17 protein-coding genes are annotated in these 23,917 nt (G+C 38.3%); 8 read left to right on the forward strand and 9 right to left on the reverse strand.

Features of this window, described 5'->3' with window-relative positions:
• The first annotated feature begins 178 nt into the window (after positions 1 to 178).
• Positions 179 to 2,458 (forward strand): FdhF/YdeP family oxidoreductase, encoded by a 2,280-nt coding sequence (locus tag H4J65_RS11745; RefSeq protein WP_182198303.1) that lies wholly within the window; start codon positions 179 to 181, stop codon positions 2,456 to 2,458.
• A 241-nt stretch (positions 2,459 to 2,699) separates the two neighbouring features.
• Here the strand turns inward: H4J65_RS11745 and H4J65_RS11750 are convergent, their stop codons facing one another.
• The 3 genes from H4J65_RS11750 to H4J65_RS11760 form a co-directional block, all read right to left on the reverse strand.
• Positions 2,700 to 3,527 carry an SDR family oxidoreductase gene (locus H4J65_RS11750; RefSeq protein ID WP_182198304.1) on the reverse strand — a complete coding sequence of 276 codons (828 nt, stop codon included), beginning with the start codon at positions 3,525 to 3,527 and terminating at the stop codon, positions 2,700 to 2,702.
• 63 nt (positions 3,528 to 3,590) lie between these two features.
• Positions 3,591 to 4,073, reverse strand: a complete 483-nt coding sequence (locus tag H4J65_RS11755; protein WP_182198305.1) for an RDD family protein — start codon at positions 4,071 to 4,073, stop codon at positions 3,591 to 3,593.
• Between the two features lie 278 nt (positions 4,074 to 4,351).
• The gene (locus H4J65_RS11760; protein ID WP_182198306.1) at positions 4,352 to 5,176 is read right to left on the reverse strand and encodes a hypothetical protein; all 825 of its coding nucleotides are present in this window, start codon (positions 5,174 to 5,176) and stop codon (positions 4,352 to 4,354) included.
• Positions 5,177 to 5,565: 389 nt separating this feature from the next.
• Between H4J65_RS11760 and H4J65_RS11765 the strand changes: the two genes are divergently transcribed.
• Both H4J65_RS11765 and H4J65_RS11770 read left to right on the forward strand, forming a co-directional pair.
• On the forward strand, positions 5,566 to 6,579 hold the full coding sequence (locus tag H4J65_RS11765) for a hypothetical protein (RefSeq protein ID WP_182198307.1): 1,014 nt from the start codon (positions 5,566 to 5,568) through the stop codon (positions 6,577 to 6,579).
• Between the two features lie 119 nt (positions 6,580 to 6,698).
• Positions 6,699 to 7,361 carry a peptidylprolyl isomerase gene (locus H4J65_RS11770; protein ID WP_182198308.1) on the forward strand — a complete coding sequence of 221 codons (663 nt, stop codon included), beginning with the start codon at positions 6,699 to 6,701 and terminating at the stop codon, positions 7,359 to 7,361.
• A 208-nt stretch (positions 7,362 to 7,569) separates the two neighbouring features.
• On the opposite strand, the gene H4J65_RS11775 is transcribed toward H4J65_RS11770, so the two are convergent.
• Positions 7,570 to 7,827 (reverse strand): DUF2999 family protein, encoded by a 258-nt coding sequence (locus H4J65_RS11775; protein ID WP_182136263.1) that lies wholly within the window; start codon positions 7,825 to 7,827, stop codon positions 7,570 to 7,572.
• Positions 7,828 to 8,042: 215 nt separating this feature from the next.
• Positions 8,043 to 9,242, reverse strand: a complete 1,200-nt coding sequence (locus H4J65_RS11780; RefSeq protein WP_182136262.1) for a DEAD/DEAH box helicase — start codon at positions 9,240 to 9,242, stop codon at positions 8,043 to 8,045.
• A gap of 304 nt (positions 9,243 to 9,546) precedes the next feature.
• Here H4J65_RS11780 and H4J65_RS11785 point away from each other — a divergent pair, with 304 nt between their 5' ends.
• Positions 9,547 to 9,879: a GIY-YIG nuclease family protein gene (locus H4J65_RS11785; protein WP_182198309.1), complete on the forward strand. Its 333-nt coding sequence runs from the start codon at positions 9,547 to 9,549 to the stop codon at positions 9,877 to 9,879.
• Between the two features lie 209 nt (positions 9,880 to 10,088).
• Here H4J65_RS11785 and H4J65_RS11790 read toward each other — a convergent pair whose 3' ends face one another.
• Together H4J65_RS11790 and H4J65_RS11795 are read right to left on the reverse strand one after the other, a co-directional pair.
• Positions 10,089 to 10,238, reverse strand: coding sequence for a hypothetical protein (locus H4J65_RS11790; protein WP_182198310.1), 150 nt, complete (start codon positions 10,236 to 10,238; stop codon positions 10,089 to 10,091).
• Between the two features lie 193 nt (positions 10,239 to 10,431).
• Positions 10,432 to 11,331, reverse strand: coding sequence for a hydrogen peroxide-inducible genes activator (locus H4J65_RS11795; protein WP_182198311.1), 900 nt, complete (start codon positions 11,329 to 11,331; stop codon positions 10,432 to 10,434).
• A gap of 299 nt (positions 11,332 to 11,630) precedes the next feature.
• Between H4J65_RS11795 and katG the strand changes: the two genes are divergently transcribed.
• Positions 11,631 to 13,853: a catalase/peroxidase HPI gene (katG, locus tag H4J65_RS11800; RefSeq protein WP_182198312.1), complete on the forward strand. Its 2,223-nt coding sequence runs from the start codon at positions 11,631 to 11,633 to the stop codon at positions 13,851 to 13,853.
• A gap of 100 nt (positions 13,854 to 13,953) precedes the next feature.
• Here katG and H4J65_RS11805 read toward each other — a convergent pair whose 3' ends face one another.
• Entirely contained in the window at positions 13,954 to 14,775 is an 822-nt protein-coding gene (locus H4J65_RS11805) for a zinc-dependent peptidase (RefSeq protein WP_182198313.1), read from the reverse strand.
• Positions 14,776 to 15,341: 566 nt separating this feature from the next.
• Here H4J65_RS11805 and H4J65_RS11810 point away from each other — a divergent pair.
• The gene (locus tag H4J65_RS11810) at positions 15,342 to 16,622 is read left to right on the forward strand and encodes a diguanylate cyclase (protein ID WP_182198314.1); all 1,281 of its coding nucleotides are present in this window, start codon (positions 15,342 to 15,344) and stop codon (positions 16,620 to 16,622) included.
• 802 nt (positions 16,623 to 17,424) lie between these two features.
• On the forward strand, positions 17,425 to 20,301 hold the full coding sequence (locus tag H4J65_RS11815) for an EAL domain-containing protein (RefSeq protein WP_182198315.1): 2,877 nt from the start codon (positions 17,425 to 17,427) through the stop codon (positions 20,299 to 20,301).
• 321 nt (positions 20,302 to 20,622) lie between these two features.
• Here the strand turns inward: H4J65_RS11815 and H4J65_RS11820 are convergent, their stop codons facing one another.
• Positions 20,623 to 22,809, reverse strand: a complete 2,187-nt coding sequence (locus H4J65_RS11820) for an OsmC domain/YcaO domain-containing protein (protein ID WP_182198316.1) — start codon at positions 22,807 to 22,809, stop codon at positions 20,623 to 20,625.
• A gap of 434 nt (positions 22,810 to 23,243) precedes the next feature.
• On the opposite strand from H4J65_RS11820, the gene H4J65_RS11825 reads away from it, so the two are divergent.
• Complete coding sequence (locus H4J65_RS11825; RefSeq protein ID WP_182185139.1) at positions 23,244 to 23,876, forward strand: TetR family transcriptional regulator C-terminal domain-containing protein; 633 nt, start codon at positions 23,244 to 23,246, stop codon at positions 23,874 to 23,876.
• Positions 23,877 to 23,917: the final 41 nt, after the last annotated feature.

Here is a 23,917-nt window from a genome sequence, read left to right on the forward strand (position 1 = left end):
TTATTAGCTAGGCCTTAACAGTATGAACTTATTGCTAAAGCCACTCGTACATCATTAGATGCATGAGTAACACTCACACAAGCCAACAGTTAGTGGTCCATTCAACATAGAAAACGAGGCTAACCCCGTTTTATTTTTATCATGGTCAGTTGAAACCTTCCCTTAAGAGGTAATTTACATGTCAAAACCTACAAAAACATCGCCTGCATACTCACCACCGGCTGGTGGCTGGGGAGCACTTAAAAGCTCGGCTAAACATTTGATCCAAAGTGAAGACGCCGCCAAAAACGTAAAGGCCTTATTACGTGCTAATCAACCCGGTGGCTTTGACTGTCCAGGCTGTGCGTGGGGAGATTCTGACACCGCAGGTAAAGTAGATTTTTGTGAAAATGGTGTAAAAGCTATTGCATGGGAGGCGACCAGTAAAAGAGTGAGTCCTGAGTTTTTTAAACAACATTCAATCACCGAGCTACAACAATGGGATGATCATTCCCTAGAAAAAAGTGGTCGCTTAACTCAACCGATGTTTTTTGATGGTAAAAGTGATCACTACCAAGCTATAAGTTGGGATGATGCCTTTAAAGTTATCGCTGACCAATTACAGCAGTTGCCCTCACCAGATGAGGCACTGTTATATACATCGGGCCGAGCCAGCAATGAAGCGGCTTATATGTATCAGTTATTTGGTCGAGTATTAGGGACTAATAACTTTCCTGACTGTTCCAATATGTGTCATGAAGCTTCTGGCATCGCTATGACTAGCAGCATAGGCACTAGCAAAGGCACAGTAACAATGGCAGACTTTGATCAAGCTGATGCTATCTTCGTTTTTGGCCAAAACCCCGGTACTAACCACCCACGCATGCTAAGCACTTTAAGAAAAGCAAGTAAGCGAGGTGCTACTGTTGTTAGTATTAATAACTTGCAAGAACGTGGCTTACAGCAATTTTTAGATCCACAAAGCCCAAAAGAAATGATCCTTTTCACCGGCACTAATATTAGTCAATATTACTTCACGCCGCGATTAAGTGGCGATATGGCCATTTTACGTGGTGTTGCTAAATCATTACTCGAACGCTTTAAACAAGACGAAACCGTACTAGATAGCGCTTTTATTGCTGAACATTGTCATAATTTTGCCACATATCAACGCAGTGTTGAGGCAACGTCATGGGAAAAAATAGTCAGCCAATCTGGACTGAGTCGACAAGACATTGAGCAAATTACTGATATTTATGCCAGTAAGAAAAAGGTTATTTTTACTTGGGCCATGGGCATCACCCAACATAAACACTCGGTAAAAACCATTCAAGAGCTTATTAATGTGCTCTTGCTTAGAGGCAATATGGGTAAGCCCGGCGCTGGCGCTTGCCCTGTGCGTGGTCATTCTAATGTCCAAGGCAATCGCACGGTTGGCATTAACGAACAGCCACCAATGGAATTTCTTGACGCTTTAGATAAGCATTATGCTTTTAAAACCCCACGCGAACATGGGCTAAATACGGTTGATTCGTTACATACTATGCTGGCGGGTAAAGCAAAAGTGTTTATTGCTTTAGGCGGTAACTTTGCCGCCGCAACACCAGATACCACAAGAACTTATCAGGCATTAAGGCAATGTGATTTAACGGTGCAAATTAGCACTAAGCTCAATCGCAGCCATGTTATTACCGGTAAACAGGCGTTAATTCTTCCCTGTTTGGGCCGCACTGAAATTGACCGCCAGAAAAGTGGCGAACAATGTATTACCGTAGAAGACTCCATGAGCATGGTACATAGCTCAACGGGGCAAAATGAACCTGCCTCCGAACATTTACGTTCAGAAACCGCCATTGTAGCTTCAATGGCAATGGCTGCAGTGGGCGATAGCGTTGTTGACTGGACAAGTTTAATGAACGACTACGGCTTAATTAGAGCAGACATTAGTAAAGTGTTGCCAGGCTTTCATGATTATAATCAGCGTATTAAAGTAGGTAGAGGCTTTCATTTAGAGAATGAAGCCGCGCAGCGCCAATGGAAAACAAGTGCAGAAAAAGCCACTTTTTCCGATACCCAACTACCTGAAAAATTAGCTCATGAAGTTGCCGAAGCCTTTACTGACAAGCCTATTTTAACCTTACAAACACTGCGTTCACACGACCAATACAATACCTCCATTTATGGTATGGACGATCGTTATCGCGGCATATATGGTGAACGCCGGGTGATTTTCGTTAATGCAGACGATATGGTGAAACAGCAATTAAAAAATGGTGACAAAGTAAAAATAACCACAGTATCAAATGACAATATAGTACGTACGGTCACTGACTTTAAAGTCGTTCAATATATTATTCCAGCCGGCTGTGTGGCGGCATATTATCCAGAAACTAATCCACTAGTGCCGTTAGAAAGCACCGCGGATCATTGTGGCACACCTACTTCTAAATCAATCGCCGTTTCTATTGAGAAAATTTAGCGTTTAAAATGTCTTTGCGAGCGTGTGCTAATAGCCACACCTCGCCTATTTTTTCTTTAGCTTCAAATAATAAAGGCATATCCACATATCTACCTATTCAAGCGCTAATTCAACTCAGGATATAACTGAGCTATCTTTAAATAATAACCCTATTTTGTATGGCTGTTAGTCAGGATATAAAAATTAAAACTTTAAAATCTAAATCTAAATCTAAAATATAAATCTAGCACAAGCTAACCAATCACCCTTTTGCGAGTAAATAATCTAACCAACGTGCTGGCAATAAGCGCTTCAACAAGGCAAAAATTTTCGTTGGCATTGTGATTCTATAACGTAATTTAGGTCGTTTACTTTCTAAGGCATGAATCAAAGCCTGAGTAACATCTAATGGCTCTAAGGTGAAAGGCGCATTTGATTTTTCACTGCTTAAGCGCGAAATTTGCTGTTGATATTGCACTTTGTGATCGCTGGCCTCGATATCGATATGGGCTTGAATAGCCGCCAACGCATTGGCTCTAAACTCTGTATTAATAGGTCCTGGCTCTAGTAAAATCACCGCAATATTAGCACTTTTTAATTCTAATCTTAAGGTGTCTGTTAAGCCTTCAATAGCATACTTTGAGGCATTGTAAGCCCCCCGATAAGCCATAGAAACAAAACCTAATACTGAACTACATTGAATAATACGCCCATGGCCTTGGCGCTTCATCACTGGAATTATTTGCTTGGTAAGTTCATGCCAGCCAAAAACATTGGTTTCAAATTGTGCTCTTAATGCTGCGGTAGGCAGGTCTTCCAATGCGCCTGGCTGACCATAGGCGCCGTTATTAAATAAATAGTCCAAGCGTCCACCAGTTATTTCAAGTACTTGGGCAAGGGTTTGGCTAATACTTTCAGGCTCGGTGAGATCTAACTGATAAGCGCTTAGCCCTTTTGCTTGCAGTTCGGTAACGTCTTGCGCTTTTCGCGCGGTAGCAAATACCTGATAACCGCGCGCTGAAAGTGTTAGCGCTGCGTGTAAGCCAATGCCGCTTGAGCAACCCGTAATTAAAATAGACTTAGTTGACATAAAAGAACCTAATATTTGAAGTGTAGATAGCAGCAGCTTACTTGATTACGCTAGCCTTTAAAATTACTGATGACAACGAATAACAATCGTACCCGCTATTTTGTCATCCCAACCCTGTTTTTTGTCATCCCAAGCAATCCAGAAAAAGCCTAAACCTAATGGGATCAAGGAAACGTAGTAAGCAAGATATCGGATGATAGACTGTTTAACTGTCGGTTTATCACCCGTTTTTTCATCGACAATTTTTGCTTGTAGCAAAATTTTACCCGGCGTAGCTGACTTATAAATCCAGAATAAAATAGTCGCAATAATTGGAAAGGCATAAGTAATAATAACATCCGAAAAACCTTGAACCGACTCAGCTGAATCGAAATACTGACCACCATAAATTAAAAACAAAAAAGGGTAAGTGAACATGATGAGTATGATTGAGTCAATAACGCTTGCGCCAAATCTTAGCCAAAAACCGACATACTGAACCCTTTGGTCAGTCTCTGTTATTTCGCTGTCGGTTATTTCTCTCTCGCTCACTTTATGCTTGATCATTTTATTTCCCATAGTATTTAAAGTCTCATACCTGTGTGCAATTAGCACCGTTTGCATTTTAAGTGGCGTTAGCTCGTCAAGTTGTCGCTAAATGCCGTTCTAGCTATGATAGTTATACTTTGACGCTTCTTCTGACACTATCTAACTGTCTAGCTATGCAGCTGAATACTTGGTATTTTTTTATTCACTGACTAGGTATTATGGCCTGCCAATATACGTGTAAAAAAGGCGAAAGTGACACTTTCGCCTTTAAGCTAAAACAATGATATAAAAGTGATTTATTCGATAAATTCTGCAGCAATATCTTCAAATGCGATAGTAGACCAATAATTTAACGCTTGGCCTATACCTTCATACATTACAGTTAACTCTTTTTGACCTAAGGGTTGTTGATAAAATTGCGTGTATTGTGCGATTTCTTGCTCGGTTAATGACTGATAAATAAAATAAGAAACCATGATCATTTGCTGCTCTAACCCCGGCCTCATCATAGCTTCCATTTGTGTTAGTTGTGTTTGAATTTGTACTTCATTAATACCTTGGCCCGGGTTTGCGACCATCAAACCTTCAATGGTACCTTTGGCCACTGCCGTAACAATGTTTAGCGAATGTTCGACTAAGTTGGTCGTTTCAACAAAATTTCTCACTACGTTAATGCGTTCTGTCGTTGGCGGCGTTGTTTGCAATATCGCCATATAATTCATCAAATCTTGGTTAAAACTTGGCATCGAAGCTTTTGCTTCAGCCATTTTTATTCTTCGTGCTAAGTCGCCATTAAGCCAAGTCAGTAACTTTTGCATTTCGTCTGCAGAAAAATTGTCTTTTATATGCTCAAAAACCACTTGCTTAACATCGTCTAATCGCCAAGCATTTAATAACAAATTCATGACCTTTTGCGCTTGTTCAGGATCTTTAGCTGTCATTTGCATTTGTTGGTTCATCGCACTCATTTGCGCAGGAATACTATTAAGCGCAACGTTAATGCCAGACAGCGCCATATATTGGCTAACGTCAGCGTCACTGCTGACTTTAGCCGAACTAAATGGGCTAAATATTGTGCTCAGTAAAAATAAAACAGTATAAAATGAAGTGAATTTTTTCATCATTAATCCTTTAGCTAAATAGTGTAAATTAATAGTATTACTTAATAGTTAGTCGCTGGTTTTTAGCGCTATAAGTCATACTACAGGGTAATATAAATTTACAAAAATTATTTATTTTTATCACGATATATTCCCACAGGCTATAGTGTAACTTAGCTTTATTACTGGAAATTAATCTTATAAATGCCAAGCTACAGGCGATAAATATAACGCCATGATCCAAGCAAATAAGCAGGCTTATTTTAATTTTCATAGCTAGATCATAACTCGCATTAACTAAAATTAGCTGTTGGACAATAACCAGAAATATCAGCTCAAAATGCGCTAGTAAATTACACTAGCAATGAGATAGCCATTAAATAGCTCGAGCTCAGAGGATAATTAATAACATGGGGAATCAAATCACAGCTAAGCCTTGCCACTTATTTTTAAACCTTGCTTTTGCAGCCATAGTTCTTAGTGGCTGTTTTATTAATAACGCTAGCGCTATGGTTTTAACGCCGCCAGCAGCTATAAAGCCAAACACTCATAACAGGGTAACATTACCTAAGATAAAATTTGCCAACAATATTCCAGAGCATAAAAAACCGCTACTTACCGATTGGGTTATTCATGCCAATCAGGCTTTGAGACTAGTTTATGGTGCATTACCGGTTGAGAATTTTCTGACGGTTATTGAAGCCAGCAACCAAGGTACTAGTGCCGTGCCTTGGGGAGAAGTAAATCGCTCGTCACCACCCACCGTTACTCTAGTGGTTAACCTCAATACTAGTCTCGACGCTTTAAAAGCTGATTGGACCATTTATCACGAATTTAGTCATTTACTGATCCCTTATGACGCCGCTGACGCTAGATGGTTTTCTGAAGGATTAGCCAGTTATTATCAAAATATTACCCAAGCCAGAATGGGCATGTTTGACGAACAAACTATGTGGAAAAAACTTTATGAAGGCTTTGAACGCGGTAATAAACAGCAAAACTATGCGCACCAAAAATTAGCTTATGTCAGTGATCACATCAGTCAAAATCATAACTATATGCGCATTTACTGGAGTGGTGCGCTTTATTGGCTGAAAGCTGATATTGCCTTAAGAGCGTTATCAAAAAACGAGGCTAAACCTTATTCATTAGATTTAGCCTTAAAAGCACTCCAAGCTTGCTGCTTTAACCAATACCTGAGCGCGACAGACATAACACAAAAACTAGATGAATTAAGCGAAAGTAAAATTTTTAGCGCGTTATTAACCGAGTTTTCAGCCAGTTACGCTATTCCTGATTATTTAACACTATTAAGTTCATTAGGCGTCGAAGTCATTAATGGTGATATCAAATTAAATAACCGTGCTAAATTAAGTTTGCAACGAAAAGCTATTTTTACTGACGTGGCGTTATTGCCTAAATAAGCGATTAAAATCATAAAATTACAATTGCTCAACCGTGAATAATTAACTAATCTATCGTCTGATGTTACAAATTGCCTGATATAAACTCATATTAGCCAATATATAAAGGAAGCAGTTACATGCTAAAAACTCATTTTTCATTGTTAAAAACCAGCTTAATCTCATTATTATTAATAGCATTGTCTGGTTGTTTTAACTCAGATCCCGCCGTAAAATCGGTTAATGCTTATCTTGAAAAGCAAAAAATAGATAAAACTCAAAGTGATTGGAAAACCACACTAGAAAAACCTGAAATGGTAAGGTTTGACCCAGAAGCACAATATTTTTGGGAGTTAGACACTACTGAAGGAAAATTGGTGGTTAAGTTATTCCCAGAGACCACACCAATGCATGCAACAAGTACAATTTACTTAACAAAACTTGGCTTTTACGATGATTTGGTTTTTCATCGTGTGATCAATAACTTTATGGCGCAAGGTGGCGACCCATTAGGTAATGGTAGCGGCAACCCAGGTTATAAATACGCGGGGGAATTTAGCGGCACATTAAGTCACGATAAGCCGGGATTACTGAGCATGGCAAACTCTGGACCAAATACTGACGGCAGTCAGTTTTTTATTACTTTTGCCGCCACACCTTGGTTAGATGGTAAACATACCATTTTTGGTGAGGTGGTTGAGGGCTTAGAGACAACACTGCCGGCCATTGAAAGCTTAGGTAGTCGCTCTGGTCGAACAGAAAAAACAGTGAAAATTATTAAAGCAACAATTCGGGTTGAGTAAATTATTCATACAAACTAGGCGTAACTGATAGCGAAAATTTATAGGGATAATTTATAGGGAAATAGCACAAAGCTTACTAGTCATTTATCGCTATAATTTGCCACTATTACTTAACGCGATAACTTAATGCTATATTTTACAATAGGCTGCAGTCACTATCAGCCTATTGTTAGCAAGATTAATCATATGACTAATCTTGCTGCTATAACTAGTTTTCTTTAGTTAAAGTCGCTTTGGCTGCTTCAACTTTCGAAAAATCTAACCCTAGCTCATTTACCGCTTCTTCAATCAGTCCAGGATTTTGCATTAGCATCATCATCAAGGCTTGTAACTTTTCTTGTGGAATACCCAATTGTTGTACTGTCGCCATGGCCATTATTGGGTTTTCTGTTAGCGCTTGAAATACCGCTTTAATTTGCTCGTCGCTTACATCATGTTCTTTTAAAATTGCAATAATTGGGTTCATTAAGTTTCCTATTTTCTGACTTGTTTATGATTACTTATTAAGGGTTGTTTTTCACTAAGTTCAACTGCGAGCAGTGGCTTATTATATCATCGCTGCATTTAATGTAAAAAGTCATTATTGGCCATTGAAATTAGTGCTATTTTTTGATTAAACGCTTTACTTAGCTCTGATTTAGCTCTGATTTAACTCTGATTCAGCTCTGATTCAACTCTGATTCAGCTGCGCTTATTTTTTGGAACGTAATTTAAAATAGACACGGGCACTACTTTTTTAACGGGAAATTCATCAAACTCTCTGCGTTCAATAACATGTCCTAAGTCACTTTCAATGGCGCAAAGGTTTCTAAAGTTATCTTTAGCAACAAAAGATACCGCTTCGCCATTTTTACCCGCACGACCTGTACGGCCAATACGGTGAGTATAATCGTCTACTTTATCAGGTAAGTCGTAATTAACCACTCGAGCCAGTTCGCCAATATCGATACCGCGCGCGGCAATAGCGGTGGCAACTAAAAACTCTATTTTACCGGCTTTAAAGTCATTGAGAATTTGTTCTCGTATGGCTTGAGTTCGACCACTGTGAATAGACTCAGCTTTAATACCACGTTTTTCTAATTGACTAACCAGTTTTGCTGCGCCGTGCTTGGTTTCAATAAAAATTAGTGCTTGCTGCCATTGCTGCTGTTTAATTAAATAGCTTAATAAGGCTGACTTATTGGTTTTATCTACCGTGACCAGCCATTGGGATATTTTAGGTTTTGAGGCGCTATTTTTAGCGATCGAAATTTCACTGGCATGATAAAGTGTTCTTTTTGCTAGTGCTCTAACATCGTCAGAAATAGTGGCTGAGAATAATAAATTTTGACGTTGTTCTGGCAAACGCTCAATAATTTTATTAATGTCATCAATAAAACCCATATCCAACATTCTATCGGCTTCATCAAGCACAAAAGCTTCAAGTTGATCAAAATACACCGCCCGCTGATGCGCCATATCAAGTAATCGGCCTGGGGTAGCTACCAAAATATCAATGCCCCAAATCAAACGTTGTTTCTGCGGCTCTATTTCTGTGCCACCATACATCGCCATAGAGCTTATATTTAAATATTTACCATATTGAGCAATATTGGCTTCAACCTGAACAGCTAGCTCACGCGTTGGCGTTACTATTAACACCCGAATGCGTTTGCCACGAAGATTACGCGCTTCATCTTTATCAGCAGCACTGAGTTTTTCTAGTAAAGGTAAAACAAAACTAGCGGTTTTACCGGTCCCTGTTTGCGCTGCGGCAATAACATCTTTACCCGATAAAATAACCGGTATGGCCTGCTTTTGAATATCAGTGGGTTGACGATAATTTAAATCAGCTATCGCATTGACTATCGGGTTTGACAACCCAAGTTGGGAAAATGGCATTAAAAATCTCTTTAGCTTTATAGCTAGCATGAAGGCTAACAACAAGCCCACTCAAAATTGGCCGCGATTATAACATTCACTTTCATTTAATGTCATTTTTTACGCGCTAAGCTATATAGCCATTTTACTTAAAAATGCAATTTCAGCACTAAATTTGCACAAGCAAATGGCGATGAATATTGTTTGTAGGAAAATTATGGCTATAATTACTTATTTATTGCCATATACTGTGGCTTGTAACTGTGGTTTGTAATAGGCTTTATTAAAACAGTGATATGGATTGTTAACTTAGGTTATTGATGTAATGGAAATTACCGAACAACACACGAGCAGCGATGCAGTTGCTTACGGCAATGTTTACGTGATGACACATTCATTTTTTAGTGATGTCGTCAGAATTGGCTGTACTCCTACAGATCCCATTGAGTACGCCATAACATTATCGGCAAAAACGCTCGGCGACTATACGGTGGTCTTTTCACTACAATGTAAAAACCCATGTAAAGTCAAAAAACAGATTCGACAATACTTAAATGCAAAGGCCTACGTTAACGACTTTTATCAAGTACCTGCTGACGTTGCAGCCGGTATTTTAAAGCGTGTGGTCTTAAGAATCCCAGTATGTAATGCTGATTAAATTCCCAACATACCGCAATAATTAACCCTAATCTCATACTCTCTAAGAGCGTTTAAAAACCCTTACCCGCTAAGCTAACACTATTAACATTAACTTAACTTAACTTAACTTAGCTTAGCTTAGCTTAGCTTAGTTTAATTTAGCTGAGCATTGAATCCAGATCATTAATGCCCTAGAGAATAGCCACTATAAATACAGACCTGCATAGTTTATTGCTCAACTTTCATCGCTTGGCATTGCTGATCACCATAATAATTATTAGTGTAGTTACATTCAATTTGCTGCTGATTTAGCTCAACGTTATCCTGATGAGCTGAATTCAATAAGGCTTGAATATTTTTAATTATATTTTTCATCATTTATTTCCTTTTAATTAGTTAGTTACCAGTTCTACTTCAAAATGCAAATGTAAGCTTGAAGTAGAGCGTTATGTGTTCATTATTACCGGCTTATACAATCCAGTAAATTTGATAAAATCAATAAAGTAATTCTAAAAAACAGATAAACAGCGAAGCTAACTGGCTTGGGTAGCACTTGAAGATTAAAGCCTCATTAGCACTTTGCAGTTAACTCTTGATTAAATATATCCCTTAACATGGTTAGCTCGTTAGTCCTGACATAGTTAGGACGAATAATCAGTGCAATAGTGCGATGTGGGCCAGGTTCATTTAAATGTATTGCTCTAATTTCTGACTCGTTGTAAATCAACTGATCTAACGCCATTTGTGGCACTAAAGTTGTGCCCAACTTACCCGCTACCATTTGAATTAAGGTATGCAAACTCGCTGAATCAAAGTCAGACTGTTGTTTGTCACCTTTCATACTGCAAGCCGCTAATGCGTGATCTTTTAAACAGTGACCATCTTTTAATAGCATAAGTTTGTCAATTTCTAATTCTGCACTGGTAATTTCTTTTAGCTGACTCGGGCATTCATCTTTATGGCTGACCCAATAAAAGTCTTCTTGCCAAAAATCAAAGCTCATTAAACCATCTATAGGAAATGGCAGCGCTAGCACAGCAGCGTCAATATCACCTCGCCTGACCATATCGACCAATACTTGCGATTGCTCTTCAATTATTTTCAATTTAAAGTTCGGATATTGTCGCCTAACCTCGGGTAATACTTTCGGCAGCAGGTAAGGTCCAATCGTTGGAATAACACCTAGGGTCATCGGATGCATAAATGGCTGGTTATTCGATTGGGAAATTTGTAAAAGTTCATCAATTTCAAGCTTAACCGTTCTGGCTTTATTTAAAATGAGTTGGCCATAACTGGTAATTAACACTTGCTTATTGTTGCGCTCAAAAATGCTGGTACCTAATTGTTTTTCAAGTTCAATAATGGCGGTACTTAATGCTGATTGTGAAACATTGCAAGCATCTGCTGCCTTTTTAAAATGTAAGGTTTTTTCAACGGCAAGTGCATAATGTAATTGTTTTAATGAGATCATAGTTTTCCATGCTAGTTGCCTGTCAGAGCGCTAGGGTAAAGTTAATAGTTATTATTGAACATAAAGCCTAGTTTAATCAGTTTTTTATCACCTTGTTAAACTTAATTTTTATCTTAACGAACAATGATAACAATAAACAATTAAAAATCAATAAGTTAAAGTAGTAAAATATCACATTCAAAAAACAGAACACTATCTTCCAATCAATCAATTATCAAAAGCAACTATTCAGTTCTATACTCAAAAAACATTGATTTACACAAAAAAATCAACAGTCAGAAAATACAGAGGAACTAAAAATGCTTAAAAAAACATTATCATTAGCTGCTGCTATTTCAGTGGCACTTACAACAATAACCTTATCCACTTCAGCCCTAAGTGCTGAAGCGGCTAAAACCAACCAATTTTGGTGGCCAGAGCAGCTAAATTTAAGCCCTCTACGTCAACACGGTGCTGAATCGAATCCTTATGGCGAGGAATTTAATTATGCTAAAGAATTTGCCACTGTAGATATAAACAAATTAAAACAAGATATTGAAACAACATTAACTGACTCAAAAACTTGGTGGCCTGCAGATTGGGGGCATTATGGTCCATTGATGATCAGAATGGCATGGCACAGCGCCGGCGTTTATCGTGTACATGATGGTCGAGGCGGAGCTTCAGGTGGACAACAACGTTTTGACCCCTTAAATAGTTGGCCTGATAATGTCAACTTAGATAAAGCTCGACGCTTATTATGGCCAGTAAAACAAAAATATGGCCGTAAAGTTTCATGGGCTGACTTAATGGTGCTTTCTGGCAATGTGGCATTAGAATCAATGGGCTTTAAAACCTTTGGTTTTGCCGGTGGCAGAAGTGACGATTGGGAGCCTGATTTAGTTTACTGGGGTCCAGAAACCATCATGCTTGATGACAAGCGACGTGACAGTAAAGGTAAATTAAAAGGCCCACTTGCCGCAGTAGAAATGGGCTTAATTTATGTTAATCCTGTTGGGCCACATGGCAACCCAGACCCGCTATTAGCAGCCAACGATATTAGAATGTCGTTTGGTCGTATGGCGATGAATGATGAAGAAATAGTCGCGCTAAGTGCTGGTGGTCATACCCTAGGTAAAGCTCACGGCGCGAAAAAACCTGACAAGTGTGTTGGTGCAGAACCTGCAGCCGCCGCTATCGAAGAGCAAGGTTTAGGCTGGAAAAATAAATGTGGTACCGGTGTTGGCGCTGATGCAACAGGCAGCGGTTTAGAAGGTGCTTGGACAGTTACACCAACAAAATGGTCTTCTAACTACTTAGATAACTTAATGAATTTTACCTGGGTAAAAACCACCAGCCCAGCGGGTGCCATTCAGTGGACCCCTAGCGATCCAGCCGCCGCTAATTTAGTGCCTGATGCACACATTGCTAATAAACGTAATGCACCCATTATGTTCACCACTGATTTAGCATTGAAAAAAGATCCAGAATTTCTTAAAATTGTTGAGCGCTTTAGAGCTAATCCAAAAGATTTCGATAAAGCTTTTGCCAGAGCTTGGTTTAAACTAACCCACCGTGATATGGGACCACGTGCTAGATATGTTGGCTCAGAAATACCGAGTGAAATATTATCATGGCAAGACCCGATCCCTGCCGTTGAACATCCTTTAGTGTCAGCCGCTGAGATCAGCGAATTAAAACAACAACTACTTGATTCGGGCCTAACCACCTCAACATTAGTAAGAACAGCATGGGCGTCAGCGGCCAGTCATCGTGTTACTGATATGCGTGGCGGTGCTAACGGAGCACGAATTCAACTTGAGCCACAGAAGAATTGGCCAGTAAACAACCCGGCTGAATTAAGTAAAGTGTTAGCTAAACTTAAATCAATTCAAAGTGACTTTAATCAGCGTTCGCCAAGCAGCAAAGTCTCGTTGGCTGACTTAATTGTTTTAGGTGGTGCAGCGGCGATTGAACAAGCAGCAAAAGCAGCAGGACATACTATTGTCGTGCCTTTTAATGCCGGTCGTACTGATACTACTCAAGCCCAAACTGATGTGAAGTCATTTAATTATTTAAAACCCAATGCTGACGGATTCCGTAATTATTACGATGAAGAAAGTTATATGTCGCCAACCGCCATGCTGGTCGACAAAGCAAATTTACTGAGCTTAAATGTACCCGAAATGACCGTATTAGTCGGTGGTATGCGCGTACTTAATGCCAATTTTGATGGCTCAGATTTAGGTGTACTAACCAAAACACCTGGCTTATTAACGAATGACTTCTTTGTCAACTTACTTGATATGTCAACCACATGGCGCAAAGACAACAATCAAGCTGGGGTATATCAAGGTTATGATCGCCTATCAGATGAACTAAAATGGCAAGCAACGCCTGTTGATTTAATCTTTGGCTCTAGCTCTGAATTACGCGCTATTGCAGAAGTTTATGCGTCTGACGATGCTGAGAATAAGTTTGTTACTGACTTTGTCAATGCTTGGGTTAAGGTCATGCAGCTTGATCGCTTCGACCTAAAATAGGCCTAAAGTAAGCTTACTATAAGACTAATGTAAACTAGTCAAGATATTCTAGCGAGTATTACCCAAGGGTAATACTCGCTTTTTTCTTTAACCTTCCGTATTACCAGTACAGCGGATCAACTTTATAATACTGAGTGAGTTGCTGATAAAGCTTAGGATGCTGTTGGCTAAATGACTTAGATTGCTCAAAAAAAACTTCGCTGGCAACAGCGAAAAATTCTGCAGGATTTGTTGCACCATAATAATCAAACAGTGATGGTGCACCTGTATTTGCTTGTTTTTTTAAAATTTCAAAGTGTAATGAAAAAATTTCTGACCAACTCTGATAACTTTGTCCTGCCGCTAATATAGGGGCACCATTGGCTCTGCCATTTTCTTGATCAAGTTGGTGAGCAAACTCATGGATGACAACATTATGACCATCATCAGGAATTTTTGCGCCTACTAAGGTATCTTGCCACGACAATACCACTTTACCAAAATCCCAAGACTCGCCAGCCAAGACCATTTTTTGGGTAAACTGTACACCGTCACCATTTCGCGTTTGCTGCTGTTTCACAAAAGCACTTGGGTAGACTAATATTGACTGCAACTTAGGATAATAATTAGTTTTTCGATTGAGTAATAACAAGCATGCTTGTGCTGCTATAGTAATTTTTATTTCATCGGTAATCACTACCCCGTTACAACCGACAAATTCTTTTTCTGCCAAAAACACCTGAATATGTTGTTTTAATTGCAACTGCAAATCTGCTGGCATTTGTCTAAAGTACGGCATTCTTTGCTGAATTATTTTTCGCCATTGTTTCTTAAAAGGTTTAGCTTTTATCAATCGACGTTTATATACCAACCAATAAGGCTTTCCAGCCAAATAAGCCATCAATAATAAAGCAATGAACACAGGTAAAAAGTAAGAGTACATAATAAATCATACGAAATAAGCTTTATTATTAAGTGCGGACAAGTTATACAAATATCAAATTATTTTTTTCATAATAAAAATAAATTAATTAATTTAAAGAAAATTTGAACTTACCTGTAAACAACCACTCTTACCCTATGAGAGACTTACTTCCCTGAGTGTTTTATGTTTTTATAATGCGTTTACTTTTTTAGGTAAACGCTTTTTTTTGTCTGAAATTTAGTAAAAACTAATGACTATGACTATCAACCTATGACGACCTCCTGCGACTAATGGGTGTACTTCACATTACACATTATTAATCATAAGTTTATATTAATTTTTTCGTTTCAATATATGATTAATCTCTCTACCAAAAAAATATTTTGATACGAGATCTGATACTAGATAATTTCATTGTAGGCCCACTCAATTCGACAATAAATTATCCCTATGCCGATTAAGTCCCTGAGTATAATCGAACGATGGATACCCACTGGTTAGTTGTGATCGTATTTAAATTAAACTAGCATAGCTATCTGATAAGTTTTAAATTTTAAATTTTACTTTTACCTTACGGAGACAACTTGAATAAAGAAAATAATACAATATCCACGTTTGATAACATCAAGAATGAAGTATTAGACAGTATAGATTCCTTTATTTATGCCAAAGATCTGTCAGGAAAATACACTTATGCAAACCAAGCCCTTTTAGACTTATTTGAAAAAAAATTGGCTGATGTTATTGGCTTTGATGATAGTCATTTTTACGATTTAGTCATTTCTAAACAATTAAAAATAAATGATGATTTAGTGATGAACAAAGCCATTAGAGTAGAAAGTGAAGAAAAAAACTTCATTAAAGCTAAAAATGAAACTCGTATTTATAAAGTAGTCAAAAAGCCACTTTATAGAAGTGACGGTAGTGTCGATGGAATGAGTGGGATCTCTACTGACATCACCGTGGAAAAAAAGTTACAAGAGCAAGTCAGTAACCAAAGTTATTTACTTGATACCATGTTAAATAATATCGATGCTCATATTTATGTAAAAGATTGCGAACGTACTTTTTTATACGTAAATAGTCGTGTTGCTGAATTATTTGGTGATAAGGCAGAGAACATCATGGGTAAAAAAGATACTGAGATTTTACCCAAAGAAATTGCCGAACACTTTTACCAGTCAGACAAGCAGGTTTTTGAAACAAATAAAAAACAAGTAATAGAAGAAACTACTCATCACGAAGATGGTGATACCTTTCATTACATCAGCACTAAAATCCCCTTTAATCAGCCAGATAGGCTACCTGCATTAATTGGCTTCTCCAGTGACGTAACCGAATTATATAAACTAAAAGAAGAGTTTAAAAAACTGGCTAATACTGACCCATTAACTAATTTATATAATCGTCGTTACCTTACAGAGCAAGCGGAGCAAGAATATCACCGCGCAAAACGCTACTCATTATCTCTAACAGTCATGACCATTGATATTGACCACTTTAAAAGTATAAATGATAAATTTGGTCATCCAGCTGGCGATCAAGTATTAATCGCGGTCGCCCAGCAACTTAAAACTAATCTAAGAAAAATCGATATTTTAGCCCGTATTGGTGGTGAGGAGTTCTCTATTCTTTTACCTGAAACATCTGCAGCAGCGGGCATGAAACTAGCAGAACGTATAAGAACAGAGCAAAGTAATTTGAAAATTGTTGGTGACTGGCCAGGCGAGATAAAGCTTTCCGTCAGTATTGGTGTTTCAAGCTTTCTATCTGACGATGAGTCATTTGACACTATGTTTTCTCGCGCTGACAAAGCCTTGTATCAAGCAAAAAACTATAGTCGAAATAAGGTGATGTACTTATAAAAATGCCAGTACTTTCATTCTTCGGTATAGGGCTGCCCGCAGGGGAATTTTTCGTTGCGAGTATGTCATGAGGAAAATTAATTTTTCCTTTATTTAACAACTGCCGTATTGTGAGATAAATAACCTAAAAGCATATAATAACGCAATGACTTATATATGATAACTTTCAAAGCTAATATCAAGTTTCATTAATAGTATGAGTTGTTTCATATTAATGTAACCAGCCTTGTCCCATCGAATACAACGCCCTGTGCATTCAATTAATTTAAGCTAATATTGAATCATTTTTTTGATCAAGTCGCGCAACGGTTTCATCAATAAAAATTACCATATGGGTGTGATTACTGATAATTATATAGCTGCAAATATCCATCGAAAAAATTTAACTTAAAGCGAGTTATTTGCCTTCAACCCACTCACATCTCTGTATCAAAATTATTAGTTAACTTCATAACAAGATGATAACCATAGGGCCTTAGTTACAGCTTTACTAAATGAGTATTTCAAAGTTCTTGCTTCAAATGATGAAAATAAAAAGTGCGAGTCAAAGGATAATTTGAGCATCCTAAATACGGCAACCAATGCATCGCCTAGCTGTAAATTCATACGGATATTTCAGTATATAAGTTGACTACAAATAGTTCGTTTTCACATCATAAATAATGCCAGCATAAGTAATATAAGTAAGAGTACCAAATTGACTCTCGCTTATGCTATATTGAAAAAAATAATAAAAAACTCCCTAAGTGCTTGAGGTTTAATAAAAATGAATCATGATTATAGCGATATAATAGTTAAATCATTGAGCACCACATATGATCTTAAATTAGTCGTTTTATCCATCTTAATTGCTACAGTGGCATCATTCAGTGCTTTTAGTATGGTTGAACGATATCGTTCCGCTAGTTCAAAAAATAAAAAAATCGCATGGAATTTATGCGGTGCTTTGGTTATGGGCATTGGTATTTGGGCGATGCATTTTATTGGTATGTTAGCGTTAAAATTTCCAATACCCGTTACTTATGATATCCCAATAACTATTTTATCTATTGTCCCGGTCATTTTTGCTTTTAGTGCGGTGATGTGGCTAATGACACTAGAAACCTTTAGCCATTATCGGTTATTAATCGGTGGTTTGTTATTAGGTTCAGGTATCGGCCTCATGCATTATATAGGCATGGCCGCTATGAGATTAAACGCAGTAATGGTTCATGATAATACTGTAGTTTATTTTTCCACCTTAATTGCGGTAATCTTGGCAATAGTGGCACTAAAAATACAGTATGCGGCTATTAATCAAAACCAATCTGAATTTATAAATAAAAAACAGCTATTTAGTGCAATAGTTATGGGCTTTGCCTCCTCTGGTATGCATTACACTGCGATGACAGCCGTGCAATTTATGCCATTAACTACAAATAAAGTCATTGATGGCGTCTCTCCAATTACATTAGCCTTAATTGTTACTGTGGTGGTATTGGTACTCTTGCTCCTCGCTATTCTCATTCCACATTTACTTAGATACAAACAGATAATTAATACAGTGAACGAAGATGCCATTCGTCTCCATGCCATGATGGATACATCAATAGATGCGATAATTCAGATGAATGGCACTGGAGATATTATTGGCTGGAGTTCTCGAGCACAACATATCTTTGGTTGGACGAGTAATGATGCTTTAGGCCAAGAACTAGCAAAATTGATCCTCCCGGTACAATTTCGTGATTCTCATAGACAAGCCTTAAAGCGTTTTCTTGTTACTGGTGAAGGCGCTAGTTTAGGTAACATTATTGAGATCGAAGCCTTACATCAAGACGGGCATAATATTCCCATAGAACTGACTAGTTCTGTTATTACATTGACAGATGGCGTTGAATTTAATTCGATTATTAGAGACATCAGCCAGCGAAAGAAAGCCGAGGCCAAACTCATCCTTGCTAATAAAGAACTTGCCTTTCAAAACCAAGAGAAAGATAAACGAGCCGCTGAACTAGCCCTTGCCGCTATTGTATTTTCTCACACCCGTGAAGGTATCATCATCACTAATGCGAGCGCTGACATAATCAAAGTCAACGACACCTTCACCGAAGTCACCGGTTACTCGCGCCAAGAGGCGGTTGGTCAAAATATACACTTCTTCCAATCAGACAAAGAATCACCTGAGTTCTATACTTTGATGTGGCAGGCGGTTAACACTAAAGGCTATTGGATTGGTACCATCTGGAATCGTCGTAAAAATGGTGAAATGTACCCAGAAAACCTGACCCTAAGTGCTGTAACCAATACGGCTAGCGAAATCAGCCATTATGTTGCACTCTATTCTGACATTACTCAGTTGAACAAAAGCCATCAAAGTCAACTAGAGCGGATGGCTCATTTTGACAACTTAACCAATTTACCCAATCGCACATTACTCGCTGACCGCCTAAACCAAGCCATATTAAAAAGCTCTCAGTATGATAAGTTACTCGCTGTCACCTTTCTTAATCTAGACGGCTTTAAAGCCATCAATGATATCCATGGTCATCATGTTGGTGATGACCTATTAATTGCTATCTCACTTCGCATGAAAAAAGCGATACGTGAGGGAGATACGCTTTCTCGTATTGGTGGCGATGAATTTGTCTTGGTATTAACTGATTTAGCCAAATCAGACGATTGTAATCAGGTGTTAGAGCGATTATTGTTGGCTGCATCAGATCCAGTGACAATCGGCGATCTGGTATTAAATGTATCCGCTAGCATAGGTGTTACTTTTTATCCTAAAGATGGTGCTGATTCAGGCATACTCATGCGTAATGCTGACCAAGCCATGTATGTGGCAAAACAATCAGGTAAAAATTGTTATCACTTATTTGATAGCGCAGACTATGATGTGGTTAACCGTCAACAAGAAAGCCTTGCTAATATCAGGGCGGCACTTACTAAACGTGAGTTTGTCTTGTACTATCAACCGAAAGTGAATATGTCTACGGGTGCCATGGTGGGCGTAGAAGCGCTAATTCGCTGGCAACACCCTGTACGCGGTTTAGTGCCTCCATTAGACTTTTTACCTATTATAGAAAATCACACGATTAGTCTCGATATAGGCGAATGGGTTATCGATACGGCGCTGAGCCAAATAAGCCAATGGCAAAGTATCGGAGTTAAATTCCCTATTAGTGTCAACATCAGTGCTCATCAGCTCCAGCAAACTAATTTTGTCGAACGCTTGGCCACATTATTAGCCGCTCATCCTGATGTATCACCCCATCTATTGGAATTAGAAGTATTAGAAACCAGTGCGCTAAATGATATCAACTATATTATAGCGACCATGAATGCTTGCATTAGCCTTGGTGTGAAATTTTCGCTAGATGATTTTGGTACTGGGTATTCCTCGCTAACTTACCTTAGGCGCCTTCCCGCCAGCGTCATTAAAATAGACCAAACTTTTATACGAGACATGCTTACTGACGCGGATGACTTAGCCATTGTTTTAGCTGTTGTCAGTTTAGCGAAAGCCTTTCGAATTGAAGTAATAGCTGAAGGGGTAGAAACTGTTGAGCATGGCACTGCGTTATTAGAGCTAGGCTGTGAATTAGCACAAGGTTATGGCATTGCAAGGCCTATGCCTGCCAGTGAGGTGCTAACATGGCTAGACACTTGGAAGCCCAATAGCGCTTGGCTGTCCTAAATAATATAATTTAACAATTACTTTTACAGCTAGTAATTATCCGTTCGCCTATAAAGAGATTACTGCTTATTAGTATTACCCTCCTCTTTTATAAAAGCGAATTTCCTATCATTTTGTTAAAACACAGAGTTGAAATTACTGACATTTTATAACGCCGTCGCTTTTCAATTTAACCATTAAAAATGAGCAGGTAATTAATTAACTTGGTATAACGAGTCGCTAATAAAAAAGCCAATACCTATCGTTAGGTATTGGCTTTTAAATTTTATAAAATCAAGCAAAACAATTCGCTAAAAAACTAGCAAATATTGGCTAGGGTTATTAGCTTGCTGCTTGTTCTTTTCGTGCTTGATGCAGTTTTTTATAGCTGTCGATTAATCTCAAATGCTTGTCTAATCCGTCTAAGTTCATACCGGTTTTAGTCAGTCCAAAAAACTTCACTTCGCCCATCGCTGAATCGATGACATTATTCATGGTATTTTCACCAAACATTCTATTGAGGTTGCCAATAAAATTTTCAAGTTCCATGTCTTCGTCTAAGGTAATCTCAAGTACAGCCTGCATCGCTTGATAAAACAAGCCACGTTCAACCGTATTGTCATTAAACTGTAAAAACGCTTCAACCAACTCCTGCGCGTCTTCCAATGCGCCTAAAGCCAAATAAATCAGTATCTTAAGTTCTAAAATTGTTAACTGACCCCAAACCGTATTTTCATCAAATTCAATACCAATTAAGGTTCTAATATCGATATAATTATCTAGCTGGCTATCTTCTAAACGTGTGACTAAACTTTCTAGCGCGTCGTCATCTAGGCGATGAATATTAAGAATATCTTCGCGGTAACTCAGGGCTTTATTGGTATTATCCCAAACCAAGTCTTCTACTGGATAAATTTCTGAATAATCAGGGACTAAAATACGACATGCCGTAGCGCCGAGTTGATCGAATACCGCAACATAAGCTTCTTTACCTAAGTCTTGTAAAATAGAAAACAAACGAGTGTTTTCTTCCTCACTGGTGCCAGAAAAATCCCATTCACAAAATTCATAGTCATGTTTATCACTAAAGAAACGCCACGAAATGACGCCGGTTGAATCAATAAAGTGTTCGACAAAGTTTTCTGGCTCAGATACCGCAAGACTATTAAAAGTTGGCCTTGGCACATCATTTAACCCTTCAAAACTACGACCTTGCAATAACTCAGTTAAGCTGCGCTCTAACGCTACTTCAAAACTTGGATGCGCACCAAAAGAAGCAAATACGCCACCGGTTTTTGGGTTCATTAAAGTCACACACATTACAGGAAATTGACCACCTAACGAGGCGTCTTTAATCACCACTGGAAAGCCTTGAGCTTCAAGTGCGTCGATACCCGCAAGAATACTCGGATACTGTTCAAGCACGCTTTTAGGCACATCAGGTAAAACAATTTCTTGTTCTATTATTTGTCTTTTTACTGCCCGTTCAAAAATTTCAGACAAACACTGCACTTGCGCTTCCGCTAAGTTATTACCCGCGCTCATGCCATTACTTAAGAATAAGTTCTCAATCAAATTTGATGGGAAATATACCGTTTCGCCATCTGATTGACGTACATAAGGAATCGCACAAATACCACGTTCAAGGTTGCCTGAATTGGTATCAATGAGATTTGAGCCACGTAGTTCGTCGTCGGGATTATAAATATCAAGACAGTAATCATCTAAAATACCGCTAGGTAAATCATCACTTTCATTTAATTTAAACCACTTTTCACTGGGATAATGTACAAAGTCACTATTGGCAATGTCTTGACCCAAATACTGATCGTTATAAAAGAAGTTACAATTAAGGCGCTCAATAAACTCACCCAAGGCTGAACAAAGTGCGCTTTCTTTCGTTGCGCCTTTACCATTGGTAAAACACATCGGCGATGCCGCATCACGAATATGCAGTGACCAAACATTAGGCACAATATTGCGCCATGAGGCAATTTCTATCTTCATGCCAAGACCGGCCAATATCGCGGTCATGTTGGTTATAGTTTCTTCAAGGGGTAAGTCTTTACCTAAAATAAAGGTACTGGCTTGTTCTGCCGAATGCCCCATTAACATGGCCTGCGCGTCGTCCTCAAGGCTGTCAACGAGTTCCACAACAAATTCTGGCCCCGTTTGTACTACTTTTTTAACCGTACAACGATCAATTGAACGAATAATGCCTAAGCGATGTTTTTCAGAAATACTTTCAGGGAGTTCAACCTGAATTTTGAATATTTGCTTATAGCGATCTTCAGGGTCGACAATATTATTTTGTGACAGACGAATATTTTCGGTTGGAATATCGCGAGAGTTACAATACACCCTAACAAAATAAGCCGCACACATAGCGGAAGAAGCTAAGAAGTAATCAAATGGTCCTGGCGCAGCGCCATCACCTTTATAGCGAATAGGTTGATCCGCGACGACGCTAAAGTCATCAAACTTAGCTTCTACTTTTAGGTTATCGAGAAAGTTAACTTTAATTTCCATTGAATGGGGTCCCACAATTGATTGCTGTATAGCCAAGATTTCAGCTTGAAATGTTGCCAAAGAGTATATTGTTCTTAATGAAGTGAATTATCGTTTTTTTTGCCCAAATAGTCTTGGGTTAATTGCATAAAGTGCCAAATTAGCTACTTTAACCGCTGAATAACGCCACTAAAACAGTAAGCAAGCCAAGCTAGCATTACTGCCAAGTTAATAACTTGCCTATCATGACACAGCCCTGATCATAAGTAAGGTATTTAACCGCTGTTACTCTGTAAATTAGCTACCATTGCTTTCGACAAAAAAGCCCATTAAAAAGCTTTTAATGAACATTTTAGCGTCAACATAGAAAAATATCGTAACGCACTATCGCTATGAAAATTTCACTTTCTAAATTAACCTTGCATTTAATTAGACGATCGGTCTAATATAGTGCTATGAACAAAAACAACACAACACCTAAACGTGGTAGGCCAGCTAAATCAGGTCGCGATAGCAGCCAAACAAAACAAGCGCTAGTGCAAAGTGGCGTTGAATATTTTACTGAATTTGGCTTTGCCTCTTCTGGTATAGATCAAATCTTAAAGAAAGTGTCGATACCCAAAGGTTCTTTTTATCATTACTTTGCAAGTAAGGAAGCTTTTGGTATAGCGGTTATTGAAGAATATAGTCACTATTTTGCTAAAAAATTAGATTTACACCTGCTCAATGAAACCAATAAACCGCTAATGCGTATTGTAAATTTTGCTAATGACGCTAAAGAAGGCATGACAAGATATAATTTTAAACGCGGTTGTTTAATTGGCAATCTCGAACAAGAAGTTGGTCTGTTACCAGAAAGTCACCGGCTGCAACTATTAGATACTTTTGAAGTTTGGCAACAAAAAATGACCTGTTGTCTACAATTAGCACAACAAGAAAATACCATTCCAGCGTCACTTGATTGCACAGCTTTAGCGAGTTTTTTTTGGATGGGATGGGAAGGCTCTATCGCTAAAAGTAAATTAACAAAAAACTTAACGCCCATCGATACTTTTATCGATGTATTTTTGCAGTTAATTGCAAAGTAATTTTTAACTATTTAGAGACCAGTGGTCTATTTTGGAGCAGG

The organism is Colwellia sp. MB02u-9 (assembly GCF_014077085.1).
Taxonomy (GTDB): Bacteria; Pseudomonadota; Gammaproteobacteria; order Enterobacterales; family Alteromonadaceae; genus Cognaticolwellia.